Genomic DNA, 13,321 nt, shown 5'->3' on the forward strand with positions numbered 1-13,321 from the left:
TAAGGACAAGGTATGCGTGTGATCGGAAGGGGACCCATCCGTGAGGCTGATATTCGCCCGCTCTTTGTCCTCAGCGACTTCCCGGAAAAGCTCATCAGCCGCTTGGCAAACTGATTCGAGATCGATTTCGGCCCTATAGCCCTGCCCATTTTTATCGCTGGATGCAGGATCGTCGTCGGGAGTAGGCACGGTGATCCGTATCCAATGCTTTCCCTGATAACGCCCCCATAGAGCGCAGGGCTTTACATCCCGTCGGAGACGAAAGCGCAGCTTGATTACGCTGCCTTGCTGGTAAGCGTCCAGCGAGCGTCGCACCGGACCAATCGGAGTGGGGTCCTGCCAACCGGAAACCAACTGACGAACGCGCTTCACAGAGCGCCTTACCGACGTATTAGTTAGGTTGGCAGGTTTGATCACGTTGACTCACTGTCGTAGTTGGTGCCAGGCACTCGTCTTACTGTCATAGAAATATACCTGCGTACATTCTGGCAGATGTCGAGGTCGCCTCGGCCACTCAACCATTTTGGGGAATCTTGTGCCGTTAATCGCGCCCCGCCTCTGCCGGTTATCGAGGGTGCACGAGATACCGTTTGCAGGCGTGTCCCTCCCTGGCGGATGAAACCGGGGATTGAGCCTGGCTTGGTTACCCCCTACTGATCTCCATGGACATAGCTTGGTAGTGTTGCTTTCGAATAGGTGGGTGTGAGCCGCCCTATGGCCGAAATGCATAGTTCCTCAAGTGAGACTTCAAATGCAGTATTCGCCAAGCTAACAGTGCCTGCGATGAATGGAGAAGCTTTTGACCGAGCAGTCCTCACGAGAGTCGTTGCTACTTCCCGAGCGATCCCGCCTGTTCTATATCGGCTTGCCGAAAACGGGTACGACGGCAATGCAGACGACAGTCAGTAGCAAGCGCGAAACACTACTGGCTGCGGGCGTACGCTATCCCGGGGTTGGAATGAACCACAGGTTGGCAATCGCCGCCTTGATGGGAAAGCGAATCGGCTGGGATGGTGCTGTTCCCCCAGAAAAGCACTGGAATTCAATGATGAGTGAAGTCGAGGCTGATCAAAGCAACCGCATTTGGATCAGTCATGAGTTTGCTTGTGAGGCTGGCGACGCCTCAGTCGAACGATTTGCCAGCAACCTCGGCGAACCTATCCACGTCGTAATCACACTTAGGAACTATGCCTCTACCTTGGCATCCGTATGGCAACAGAGCAAGAAAATCGGCAATGCCCAGCCGTTTGAAGCCTGGCTGCAGCGCGTCCTGGACCCATCATCAACAAAAACGTCGTCGAGCGTTCCCGACAGTATTGGGAACCAAGGCGGTATTGTTGAACGCTGGGCTTCGATAGTCGGCAAGCAAAACGTCACTGTAATCCTCGTCGATAAGAGTCGTCCAAAATTGTTAGGGCACTCCTTTGAAGATTTGCTTGGTCTACCCCGTGACTTCCTAAGCACCCAGAGCGGCGGGTTCACCTCAAATAGGTCCATGTCGCTCCCGGAGGCGGAGTTACTTCAACGTCTCAACACCCAAATAAAGGGTAAAAACGTTTCGTGGACTGATCATCGGAATCTCATACAGAGAGGCGCTGTAAAGTCCTTGCTCACAAACAGGGTGCCGGGAGAAGACGAAGACCGCATCCTCGTACCCGATTGGGCTGCCGAAGTGGCTGCCGCGCGAGGACATGAAGTCGCCGACCGCATTGAAGCGAGTGGAGTTCGTGTGGTGGGTAACTTAGAAACACTGCATGAGTCCTCTCGTTCCATCCGCGGCTCGCAACCTGCGGTCGATAGCGTACCCATGGATGCCGCGGTAGAAGCGATGATGGGACTGTTCACCGCAGCACTCAAACATGACGTATCCACTTCAAAGTCTGACGTCAAAGTATCTGATAATAGCTTGCCCGCGGTCCGTGCAGCGGCGAACTTCACAACACATGACCTTATAAAAGCGTTGAAGATTCGACTCACTCACAAAGTTAGGACTGGCCGTTCGAAACCGACATCGTAATGGCTAGTATGCAGAAATATGAGACACAGCCGTTGGCAATGCGTGGCCTGAGAAAGAATCGTGGGTCATTGAGCGGGGCGCCATTGGTTCGGTTATTGAGTGAAGGAACGCGGCGTTTAGTACCGGTGATCTGCGCGTTCAAGTTGCACGTGACTACCAGTCCGGGCGGGCTGGAGAGCGTTTGTTTGAGCGGCTCAATGAGAAGGGTTATTGACGTTGTCTGATAGTTCCGTTGGTCCCAAACCGACATTGCACTTCACCGTAAACAGTCTGGCACTTAGGAGAGGCGGGTTGGTCAAAGCAGTACGAGAACGTGCCAGTTCTCTCGCTGCGGAAAAAGCCTTCCACGAAGTATGGATCGATGTGCTGGGATTCCAGCCGCGTATTGAACAGAACGTGAACGATCTCAAAGCATCCGGTCATCTTCATCCGGACGTCAACGTCCGGAGTATCCTGTATGCCCTTGATGAATGGAGCGCGGGACTTTCGCATATAGCTTCTCCGGCCTTTGACCGACTCATCGATGAGACGCGCCACCAGAAATTTGAGAAAACGACGCGCTTCGACAAGCAGGGTCTCGTTCGATCCGTTGACTACTTTGCAAAGAGCGGTCGTCTCGCACGCCGCGACCAGATGAATGCCAATGCGCAGCTGGTCCGCGTACTGGATTATCCCGAAGATGGGGCAGGCGAAATATTCCAGTACTACATCGGTGATAGCGGTCGCTGTTTCTTGCAGATCCATCAATCGCCAGAGTCCTCCAAGTGGTTGTCCAGCACCGTTTACGGTGAACACCAATTGAACTTCGACAGTATGGGATTGCTTTACCAATACGCATTCGAAAAGGTGTTGGCGCTCGAGCAGAGTCCGGTAATAACTTCTGAGTTTCGTGAAACTCTCAATAACTTGCCATCAGAAAACCTTGATGACGTCGTTCGGCTCCTTCGCCACCCGCGACTGCGGAAGGTTGCTGTGGCGCATAGCAATCACTTAAAGCCCCCGTATGTTCCCGGTTCTGGCGTAAGCGCAACGTGGCAGCGACTGCTCCGTAATATTGATGACATAGATTCTTTGGTGGTGCTAACGGAAGCGCAAAAAGAAGATCTGGCGAATGAATTCGGACATCCGGAAAAGATCGAGGTCATCACTCATTCAGCACCTACCTATGACATTGTTCCGAAGATCACTAACCCAAATCGTGTCGTGCTCGTTGCTCGCACACATCCAAAAAAGCGAGTCGACGAAGCGATCCGGACGTTCCGAAAAGTACTTAATGGGAACCCGGAGGCATTTTTAGAGATTTTCGGGTTTGGATACGCCGACGCGGAAGAAGCTAAAGTTGTCAGTCTGATTGACGAACTGGGCCTTAACCCAAGGGTGCGCTTTGTCCCGTTTACGAGCCATCCAGGTGAGATCTATGACGGGGCCTGCGTTACGCTTATGACTTCCGCATCTGAGGGTTTCGGGCTCGTACTGCTGGAGAGCATGAGCCATGGTGTGCCGGTCGTAGCCTATGACGCCAATTATGGACCGAGAGACGTGATTGACGATGGCGAGAATGGTTTTCTGGCAGCGTTTGGGGATTCGGACACACTCGCGAAAAAGGTCTTGGAAATTATGAGCGATCCGAGCCTTCGTGCCCTCCTTGGCATGAACGCTCAGATGACAATGAACAAATTCGGCAGGAAAGGGTTCACCTCAAAGTGGGTGGAAGTCCTTGGCGGCATACCGCATCGTGGCGACGCCATTAGGTCACGGGACAATAGGATAGTCAGTGACGCTTGGTGGAGCGGTGAAACATTAGTGTTGCAAGCAGATGCAGCTGTGCCCGCGGGATCTCGCATGCTTATAAAAAGAAGAGGAGCAAACACCCCGGTCATCGAAGGGGTGCTAAACGAGCGACTTTGGCAGTTGAATATCCCACCAAGCAGCCACAAGGACATTTTTGACGTCTATGTTCAGTTCACGCCTGAGGAAAGTCCGCGGCGAGTCGCGTTCAGCCTGGATACAGTACAACAGCGAGGCCCCTTGAAACTCTATGCAACCATCCATGGCGCCCTATCCCTAAAGAATGTCGGTGTCCAGGCGAACTAACGTTTGGCGTTGGAGTAACGGACTGGGTCCGCGATAGTCACTCGCCCGCCGGCACACTTAGCTCGGACTTACACCGCCGCAAACATTTTGAACGGGTCAGTAACTTCCCCGACACAGCTCATCCCAGAATTTCTGGCTGAATTCGGTGATGCTCGCGGACATACTTCGGATGTCGTTTCGACGGCACAGGTTCATGAGGCCTCCACTGCCGAAATCGCTGGGGTAACCCGCCTTGATCACAGAAATACGCATCGGAGAAATCCCCAGTAGACTCACCGCTTTGTAAACGCGCACTGCTGATCCACGCAAATGCATAGGCCTAAAGAGCGAGTGTTACCCACGACTCGATTCATCCGTGAACGATGGCGCGGCTCACCATAACAATGGTGCCCCGGGCGGGAATCGAACCCACGACCAAGAGATTAGAAGGCTCCTGCTCTATCCGCTGAGCTACCGAGGCAGATGGATCTCCTCCGCATCAGTCAGACATCCGAAAATTACTTTATCAACTTTGTCACCGTCGGTTCATTTCGGCATTGCGCCCAGTCTCAACTCGCTTGGGGTTCCTGCACTCTGTACGACTCTTAGCAGCAGCCCAGCTCACGGGAAGACACGGTTCAAACTTCCCGATTCACAGATCAGACTGCTCCTCCACAGTCCACGTTCTGCCCCTTGGTTATACACAGTTGACGTTTGTGCTCTTTCCCGCCTGCCACTTCACGCCGAAGCTGGATTCAGTAGCAGATCGCTGCAGGAACGAAGGGAAAAGCAATGAGTGAATTAATCACGGTACGTGGCTTTGTGGCCTCCGGGGTCCGCGAAGACAAGACCCACAGTGGGGATCCAGTCGCCAGTTTCCGCATGGGCGCAACGGAACGTCGCTATAACCGCGAGGAGAAGACCTGGGAGGACGGAGATACCAACTGGTTTTCTGTCGCCTGCTTCCGGGCATTGGCCAAGAACGTGGCATTCAGCGTCCAAAAGGGCGAGAAGGTCATCGTCACCGGGCGGTTGAAAATCCGCAACTGGTCCCTGCCTGACGGCCGGACCGGAACGACTGCTGATATCGATGCTGAAACGGTGGGACATGATCTGATGTGGGGCCTGAGCAAGTTCAAGCGGATCAGCAAAGACGACCCTGCACCCTGGAATTCCCAACAGAACCAAAATGGCGGCGTCGAGGGTGGGCATCCCGGATTGAATATGGAGACCGGAGAACTACCTGACGGAGCACCAGATGCGGCAGAAGAAGCATCCGGCTCCGGAAACCCGGCCGACGGTGCTTGGAGTACTTCTGTTGGGGACGACGCGGCCGAAGGGCAGGAAAATGATGACGCGGTGGAAAAGGATAGTGCCTTCGTGGCCTGAGGCCCGAAGGTCCGGTCCGGCCGCCCCGGGGTGGCCCGCCGGGGAGGAGGCGCCGAGTCGACTATCCGGTTCGATAAGGTGACTCTATGGAATATCCGTGTCCCGCCGGAGCAAGGCGCCGAAAGCCGGCAGTGCTGTTGCTAAGCACATCACTGGCTTTGTCCTTGGCCGCGTGCGCAGTGGTGCAGACGACGCAAATGGTACTGATAAAACCAAAGCAACGGTCCCCGTAACTTCGGCGGCGCCTCCCACTGCAGGAAGTGGTGCTGATGCTTCCGCGGATGCCCGGCAGTCGAAGGCGCCGGAGGCGATGCGGATTCGAAGACTGGTTCAAGCGACGGGAGCCGCACGGAGAGTGTCCGCGAGACGGTTGAACTCTCCGTCACGGAGCTCACGGCGGATTCCTCCGAACCAACGAGAGACCGCGTGCGGTCCACACTCGAATCGGCAGGGTTTCCTGCAGAGAAGACCGAAGTGTCAATTACGCGCACGCCGACGGGGCTGGAAGTGGAAGCGATTGAAGCAGCTGTCCACGTCGAGGACGAGTGTGTGGTTGCACAGCTGAGAGGCGGTTCGGTTACGCTGGCAGTACTGCCTGTCCTGGAGACAGGATTCTGCTTCGTGGGAGACCAACGCTGAGCCGGGATCGGCATTCTATCCATGAACAGAGCGCTTGGCCGGAGGGACCCGTCGACGGCTGGACAAGGTTGGACGAATATGAGTTCTGACCTGTGACAGATTAGCCTTGGGGGCATGGCGGAATTTATCTACACGATGACCAAGGCCCGCAAGGCCGTTGGCGACAAAGTTATTCTCGACGACGTAAGCATGTCCTTTTACCCCGGAGCCAAGATCGGCGTGGTCGGCCCCAATGGCGCGGGTAAGTCGACCATCCTGAAGATCATGGCTGGGCTGGACACGCCCTCCAACGGCGAAGCCAGGTTGAGCCCCGGTTACACGGTCGGAATCCTTCTCCAGGAACCCCCTCTGAATGAGGAAAAGACGGTTCTCGGCAACGTCGAAGAAGGCGTTGGCGAAATAAAGGCGAAGCTGGACCGGTTCAACGCGATCTCCGAGGAAATGTCCGACCCGGATGCGGACTACGAGAAACTCCTGGACGAGATGGGGAAACTCCAGGAAGCGATTGACGCCGCTGATGCCTGGGATCTCGATTCACAGCTTGAACAGGCGATGGATGCCTTGCGTTGCCCGCCGCCTGAGGCAGACGTCTCGAACCTTTCCGGCGGAGAGCGCCGTCGGGTGGCGTTGTGCAAGTTGCTGCTGCAGAAGCCAGACCTGCTGCTGCTCGACGAACCCACTAACCACCTTGACGCTGAAAGTGTCCTCTGGTTGGAAAACCATCTCGCCACCTACGCGGGCGCCGTCCTCGCCGTCACCCACGACCGGTACTTCCTCGACCATGTGGCCCAGTGGATCGCCGAAGTCGACCGTGGGCACCTGTACCCATACGAGGGCAACTACTCGACCTACCTCGAGAAGAAGCGAGCCCGTCTAGAGGTCCAAGGCAAGAAGGACATGAAGATGGCCAAGCGCCTGGCCGATGAGCTCGAGTGGGTCCGCTCAAATGCGAAGGGCAGACAGACGAAGTCGAAGGCTCGTCTGGGACGCTACGAGGAGATGGCGGCCGAAGCCGAGCGCACCAAGAAGCTGGACTTCGAGGAGATCCAGATTCCACCCGGCCCACGACTCGGGAATCTGGTTATCGAAGCCAAGGATCTCGAGAAGGGATTCGGCGACCGTGTGCTGATCGACGGACTCAGCTTCTCCCTCCCACGGAACGGCATCGTTGGCGTTATTGGTCCGAACGGCGTCGGCAAGACCACTTTGTTCAATACGATAGTTGGCCGCGAGGAGCTTGATGACGGCGAACTGAAGGTTGGGGATTCCGTTGAGATTGCCTACGTGGACCAGTCCCGCAGCGCAATTGATCCGGAAAAGAACCTCTGGGAAGTTGTCTCCGGCGGGCACGACTACATTCAGGTCGGTAGGGTGGAAATGCCCTCAAGGGCCTACGTTTCCGCCTTTGGTTTCAAGGGTCCGGACCAGCAGAAAAAGGCCGGCATCCTCTCGGGTGGTGAGCGCAACAGGTTGAATCTCGCGCTGACGTTGAAACAGGGCGGTAACCTGCTGCTTCTCGACGAACCGACTAACGACCTGGACGTTGAGACGTTGGGAAGTCTGGAGAACGCGTTGCTGGAGTTCCCCGGTTGTGCCGTGGTCACATCTCACGACCGGTGGTTCCTGGACCGGGTGGTCACCCACATTCTCGCCTGGGAAGGTACAGATGAGAACCCGGGCAACTGGTACTGGTTCGAGGGGAACTTCGAGTCCTATGAGCAGAACAAGATTGAACGATTGGGCCCTGACGCTGCTAAACCACACCGGGTGACACACCGCCGCCTGACCCGTGGTTAAGGACCCTGCAGAGCTGGCTTAGCTCCTGAGCAATGAGGGGAGGCTTCCGTCGGAAGCCTCTCCTCATTCGTTCGCGCTTTTCAGCTCGGCGAATTCCCCTCCGCGATTACTTGGGAATCCGGACCATGCCCTCCTGGGCCACCGAGGCGACCAAATGGCCGGCCTGATTGAAGATCCGGCCAAACGCCAGGCCGCGTGAGCCCGAAGCGTTGGGGGAGTCCTGGACGTAGAGCAGCCATTCATCCACGCGGGCGGGGCGGTGCCACCACATTGCATGATCGAGGGACGCGACGCTCATTCCCTCGGTGATCCAACTCAGACCGTGCCGGCGAAGTACTGGCTCCAGCAGGGTGTAATCGCTGGCGTAGGCCAATGCCGCCCGGTGCAGATCAGGATCGTCGGGCAGCGGCCCAAGCGTCTTCATCCATACCGCGTTGTGTGCGGTCCGTTCGCCGTCGACCTTCAGGTAGATGCTGGATTCGATATGCCGGACGTCAAAGGGGCGTTCGTAGGCCCAGTGCTGCGCAACTGGATGGTCCAGGCCTCCCAACAGGTCCGCTGTACTGGGCACCTCCTCCGGATCCGGAACGCCTTCCGGCATCGGATCCTGATGGTTAATCCCATCATCCGGAACCTGGAAGGAAGCAATCATCGACAGGATCGGCACGCCGTCCTGGTAAGCATGAGCGCGGCGGGCAGAAAAGGACCGGCCGTCCCGCAACCGCTGCACGCCAAAGGTAATTGGCCGGTCGGCGTCGCCCGGGCGGAGAAAATAGCCGTGCATGGAATGTACCGGTCGGTTGTCCTCCACAGTGCGGATAGCAGCGGCCAGCGCTTGGGCCAGGACCTGGCCACCGAACACCCGGGACCGCGGCTGGGGGAGCGAGACTCCGACGAAGATTTCCTCGTCCGTTTGCGCGCCGTCCGCCTCGCTCAGGTTCAGCAGTTCGATCAGCGCCTTCGTCGGATCCTGCTTCTGCGGTATGCCGGTGTTGGCGGTCTTCGTCAAGGTGCGCTCCTCGCGATCGATCTCCCGCGGCACGTCGCGCACGGATACCTCGACTGTAGAGCTTGGACATGCCCGCCCTCAACTGCCAACACCGCGGTTCGTGCTTGGTACAGGCATTTGAGAGTATAAGGAGATGGAATCCAAGAAACATCCGGGCTTACAGTTCCCGATACAGATCCGCTTTGACGACATCGACTCCTATGGTCACGTTAACAACGTCACCTTCCTGACCTACCTGCAGGATGCCCGCGTGCAGCTGATCCACAGATCGCTCGGCGCTGCCGCCGGCGAGGGAGCTGCCGAGGAGGACACCTTCTACGATTTGGTCGGCAAGGGAAACTTCGCGTTGGTTGGCCGGCACGAAATCGAGTATCTGGAACCGCTGAGTTTCCGGCCGGTTCCGGTTTACGTGAATATTTGGGTCACCCATATGGGCGGGTCAAGCTTCGAGTTCGGTTATTCGGTCGCGGAGCAGGACGGCGCCAAGGTTTATGCACAAGCCACGTCCGGAATGGTCCTGGTGAGCAAGGAGACGGGCAAGCCCATCCGGTTGACCGACGCCCAACGTCATGCATTGCAGGAATGGTCCGGAGATCCGGTTAATTTCCGCCGCCGGCCCAAGTCTTCCTAAGGGCTGCATGAAGAACGACGACGGCGCCACCGCGGCGCTGCTGCTCGCCGATGCCCAGGTCGCGGCCGATCTGCGTACGTATGTTACCCGGGCCAGAGCCGTGGACGACGGCGGGATCCGGCTCCAAGCGGCAGGCCAGGTCCTTGCTGCATACGTTTGCATGATGCAACCAAAGCTGTTGGGAGAGTCCACTCCGACCATCCTCGGGCTGCGGACGATGGGTCTGGCGGAGCCCGCCGAACTTGACGTCACGGTGCCCTTGGGCGCCGTTTCCGACCGGCTGGCACGCCTGGAAGATCGTCGGACAGGAACCGAATCGAGTGTTGAACTGTCCGTTCCGCCGATGACCGTGAACCATAGCTGGTCAGGGGTGAGTCCGCCGAGGTCCGGCTGGTCGAACCTCACGGATCTTCCCGGTCAGGAACTGATCGACATTGCGAAGTCCGGTATCCAGGAAGTGGCTGAGATCGTTCCGGTCAATCCCGGGGCGCTGATCGTGAACAACGCCCGTGGAGCAGTGTGGGGTCGTTCCATCCGGGACACTGATGTCCCGGCAGGCGCAGCCTTCGCCGCCTACGGTCTGGGTTTCCTGCACGCCGATCAGCCGGTGCAGGTCTTCGGGCACGACCGCTGGCTTCGGCTCAGCAGTGCAGGCGGACACGTCCTGGTCCGGCCCGCGGTGACTTTCTAAGCCGCGCCGGTTCGGGGATCCTTTCCGGATGCGCAGCACTTCCCGGGGGCACGGCCTGACCGGATCAGGCGCTGTTGACCATAGAATGTGCGGCACGCTCGAGGTAGTCCCAAAGCGTTGATTCATGCAGCGGGGAAAGCTCGAGCGTGTCGACGGCGTCGCGCATGTGCTTCAGCCACCGGTCGCGTGCTTCCGGTGTGACCTGGAAAGGCATGTGCCGCATGCGCAGCCGGGGATGGCCACGCGTTTCGCCGTAGGTTTTGGGCCCTCCCCAATACTGCTCAAGGAACATGCGCAACCGCTCCTTGGCTGGCTCCAAATCCTCCTCCGGATACATCGGCCGAAGGAGCTCGTCGGCGGCAACGCCTTCATAGAAGACGTCGACCAACTTTACGAATGTTTCATGCCCGCCGACGGCCTCGTAGAAATTATCCGTATAGGCAGGTTGGTCAAACTTCGGACCAACAGGTGTCAGTTTGGCCAGCGGCTCGCCGAAACGGGAGGGGATCGGCATCGGGCCTGGTTCGCCGGATGGTCCTGGGTTTTGCTCAGTCATGCAAACTTCTCTTTGTCGGATGGGGGCTAAATTCCACCCTACCGCCGTAGGCTGTTCCTATGCGTATTCTCGTACTCGGCGGAACCGTCTTCCTGTCCGCTGAAATCGCCCAGCAGGCGCTGGACCGGGGCCACCAGGTCACCTGCCTTGCCCGTGGAACAGAATCCCAACCGTCTGCCGGGGCCGAATTTGTGCGCGGCGACCGGAATGACGGTCCGCGAAGCTATGCCGGGCTGGAAGGGGAGTGGGACGCCGTCGTCGACGTTTCCTGGCAGCCAACCCACGTGCGGCAGGCCGTCGAAGCCCTCGCGCCGCGGGCGAAGCATTGGACCTACGTGTCCAGCTGTTCCGTTTATGCGGACAACAGCACGCCCGGGGAGGACGAATCCGCCGCACTCCAGCCCGCCCTCGAAAGCCGGGACGACACCGAGGTTGAGGGCTCGAAGTACGGTCAGGCGAAGGTCACTTGCGAGCAAATCTGCACCAGCGCGTTGGAGGGCCGGCTCCATGTCTGCAGGCCCGGGCTGATCGGAGGTCCAGGCGACGGCAGTGACCGCTTCGGCTACTGGCCGGCAAGATTCGCCCGCGATAATGAGCCCGTTCTCGTGCCCAACATTCCGGATGCGCCAACCCAGACCATCGATGTCCGTGATCTGGCGGGGTGGATCCTGACCGCCGCCGAGAACGGTGTCACCGGAACGTTGAACGCGCTCGGGGAGGGCATATCGTTCGGACGCCTGATCCGGTTGTGCCAGGAACTGGCGGAGTCGACCGCGCCGACCATCTGGGCGGATCCGGCCTGGCTGGTGGACAACGACGTCGCCTATTGGTCCGGTGAACATTCCCTGCCGCACTTGCTCCCGGAGGGGTACGAGGGATTCGCCGCGCGTTCGGCAGAAGCGGCGGTCAGACGTGGACTGGTCCGCCGGCCGGTGGTGGACATCCTGGTGGACATCCTTGAAGTTGAACGGCGCCGGGGGCTGGGCCGCGAGCGGAAGTCAGGATTGTCAGCGGTCACCGAGCAGTTGTTGGTGGAGCGATGGCGGCGCCAGCTGGCCGGGGGACCGGAGCACGACGGACTCGAATACGAGATCTGAGGCGCTGCCACAGTGCATCGTTGAATGCCCACCTGTCCCGCGTGTGGTTGAACGTGACCTGTTCCACAGTATGGTAAATTTACGCTGGTTCCGCAGTCGATCGGATGGGGTCTGAACCGCACAGCGGTGGAGTGAATCTCCCGCGGCGGAACCACCAACCGTGCGTTGTTGCGCAAACACTCGTGCCTTACCAAGGAGAACCTCATTGGGACGTAAATTTCTTTCTGCCACCGCCTGCGGATCAGCTCTGCTCCTCGCGCTGACCGCCTGTGGCTCTTCCTCAGAGTCCGAAGACGTCGCGCTGACCGGCTCCGGAACAGGCGCCGAATGCACCATTGATGCCGAAGTCCCCATCGCGGCGACGTTCGGTCTCACCGGTGCAGCCGCTCAGTACGGACAGGGCCAGAAGAACGCTCTTGGACTGGCTGTGAAGAACCTGAACAAGGCTGGCGGCGTCACCTATGACCTCACCGTCGAGGACTCGCAGACCGATCCCCAGCAGGCGATCCAGCTGTTCGAGGGCTTCATCAACGACGGCGCGAGCATCATCGTCGGCCCGACCCTTTCCAACACGGCCAAGCAGACAGATCCCGTGGCGCAGGAGAACCAGACTCCGGTAATGGGTGTTTCCAACACGGCGTCGGGCATTACCGAGATCGGTGACTACATTTTCCGTGTCTCGCTTACCGAGGAAGCAGTGATCCCGCAGACTGTCGAGGCGGCCAAGGAGAGTCTTGGACTGGAGAAGGTCGTTGTGATGTACAGCAACGACGACGCCTTCACCGAGTCCGGCTATCAGGCCTTCGTTGCCGCCCTTGAGGAGAACAACGTCGAGATTGTCGAGACATTGACCTTCTCCAAGTCGGACACGGACTTCCGTGCACTGCTTGACCAGGTCAAGGGCACCGACGCGGACGCGATCGTCGTCTCAGGTCTCATCGAGGCTGCGGTCCCGCTGGTCACGCAGGCCCGCGACATCGGCATCGACCTTCCCATCATCGGCGGCAACGGCTTCAACTCGCCGGCGCTGATTGAGAGCGCGGGCAAGGCAGCCGAAGGCGTGATTGTGGGTGCGGCTTGGAACTCCGCCTCGGACAATCCGCAGAACACGAAGTTCCTCGAGGACTACACAGCGGCCTATGACGGCCAGCCTGACCAGTTCGCTGCGCAGGCCTATGCGGGCATGCAGGTTATCGACCACGCAGTCCGGGCAGGATGCTCCGGTGAACGTGAGGATATCAAGAAGAACCTGGGCAACATCGAGGACGTCCCGACCGTATTGGGCGAGGTCACCCTGAACGAGAACCGCGACGCCGAGCATGAGGCTCTGGTACAGGTTGTCGAGAACGGCAAGTTCACGATCCTCGACTAGGACCGCTATCCGGGGTTCATCACCACGGAACAAAGCCGTGCGCCGGACCG

Annotated in this window: 11 protein-coding genes, 1 tRNA gene and 1 pseudogene; 9 read left to right on the forward strand and 4 right to left on the reverse strand. The window is 58.5% G+C overall.

Going from position 1 to position 13,321, the window contains the following annotated elements:
• A partial coding sequence (locus Y707_RS32215) for a hypothetical protein (RefSeq protein WP_035781845.1) occupies positions 1-189 on the reverse strand: 189 nt, incomplete at its 3' end.
• A gap of 610 nt (positions 190-799) precedes the next feature.
• Here Y707_RS32215 and Y707_RS0114565 point away from each other — a divergent pair.
• Both Y707_RS0114565 and Y707_RS0114575 read left to right on the forward strand, forming a co-directional pair.
• Entirely contained in the window at positions 800-2,017 is a 1,218-nt protein-coding gene (locus tag Y707_RS0114565) for a hypothetical protein (RefSeq protein WP_026535626.1), read from the forward strand.
• 291 nt (positions 2,018-2,308) lie between these two features.
• Positions 2,309-4,111, forward strand: a complete 1,803-nt coding sequence (locus tag Y707_RS0114575; protein ID WP_081744896.1) for a glycosyltransferase — start codon at positions 2,309-2,311, stop codon at positions 4,109-4,111.
• Positions 4,112-4,495: 384 nt separating this feature from the next.
• On the opposite strand, the gene Y707_RS0114580 is transcribed toward Y707_RS0114575, so the two are convergent.
• Positions 4,496-4,571, reverse strand: a tRNA-Arg gene (locus tag Y707_RS0114580).
• A gap of 311 nt (positions 4,572-4,882) precedes the next feature.
• Here Y707_RS0114580 and Y707_RS29100 point away from each other — a divergent pair.
• From Y707_RS29100 to ettA, 3 genes and pseudogenes are all read left to right on the forward strand, one after another.
• Positions 4,883-5,479 carry a single-stranded DNA-binding protein gene (locus Y707_RS29100; protein WP_051442054.1) on the forward strand — a complete coding sequence of 199 codons (597 nt, stop codon included), beginning with the start codon at positions 4,883-4,885 and terminating at the stop codon, positions 5,477-5,479.
• 396 nt (positions 5,480-5,875) lie between these two features.
• Positions 5,876-6,118 (forward strand): annotated as a pseudogene (locus tag Y707_RS26330) (DUF6993 domain-containing protein); the annotation flags it as partial.
• A 114-nt stretch (positions 6,119-6,232) separates the two neighbouring features.
• The gene (ettA, locus tag Y707_RS0114595; protein WP_026535630.1) at positions 6,233-7,915 is read left to right on the forward strand and encodes an energy-dependent translational throttle protein EttA; all 1,683 of its coding nucleotides are present in this window, start codon (positions 6,233-6,235) and stop codon (positions 7,913-7,915) included.
• A gap of 106 nt (positions 7,916-8,021) precedes the next feature.
• Here the strand turns inward: ettA and Y707_RS0114600 are convergent, their stop codons facing one another.
• Positions 8,022-8,924: an acyl-CoA thioesterase gene (locus Y707_RS0114600; RefSeq protein ID WP_026535631.1), complete on the reverse strand. Its 903-nt coding sequence runs from the start codon at positions 8,922-8,924 to the stop codon at positions 8,022-8,024.
• Between the two features lie 133 nt (positions 8,925-9,057).
• On the opposite strand from Y707_RS0114600, the gene Y707_RS0114605 reads away from it, so the two are divergent.
• Positions 9,058-9,555 carry an acyl-CoA thioesterase gene (locus Y707_RS0114605; RefSeq protein WP_026535632.1) on the forward strand — a complete coding sequence of 166 codons (498 nt, stop codon included), beginning with the start codon at positions 9,058-9,060 and terminating at the stop codon, positions 9,553-9,555.
• Between the two features lie 7 nt (positions 9,556-9,562).
• Positions 9,563-10,246: a DUF8185 domain-containing protein gene (locus Y707_RS0114610; protein ID WP_035781849.1), complete on the forward strand. Its 684-nt coding sequence runs from the start codon at positions 9,563-9,565 to the stop codon at positions 10,244-10,246.
• A 64-nt stretch (positions 10,247-10,310) separates the two neighbouring features.
• Here the strand turns inward: Y707_RS0114610 and Y707_RS0114615 are convergent, their stop codons facing one another.
• Positions 10,311-10,760 (reverse strand): globin, encoded by a 450-nt coding sequence (locus Y707_RS0114615; protein WP_026535634.1) that lies wholly within the window; start codon positions 10,758-10,760, stop codon positions 10,311-10,313.
• Between the two features lie 101 nt (positions 10,761-10,861).
• Between Y707_RS0114615 and Y707_RS0114620 the strand changes: the two genes are divergently transcribed.
• Both Y707_RS0114620 and Y707_RS0114625 read left to right on the forward strand, forming a co-directional pair.
• On the forward strand, positions 10,862-11,899 hold the full coding sequence (locus Y707_RS0114620) for an NAD-dependent epimerase/dehydratase family protein (RefSeq protein WP_026535635.1): 1,038 nt from the start codon (positions 10,862-10,864) through the stop codon (positions 11,897-11,899).
• 205 nt (positions 11,900-12,104) lie between these two features.
• Entirely contained in the window at positions 12,105-13,271 is a 1,167-nt protein-coding gene (locus tag Y707_RS0114625) for an ABC transporter substrate-binding protein (RefSeq protein WP_026535636.1), read from the forward strand.
• The last annotated feature ends 50 nt before the right edge of the window (positions 13,272-13,321 follow it).

Origin of the sequence: Arthrobacter sp. H14 (assembly GCF_000520495.1) — a bacterium.
Classification (GTDB): Bacteria; Actinomycetota; Actinomycetes; order Actinomycetales; family Micrococcaceae; genus Arthrobacter_C.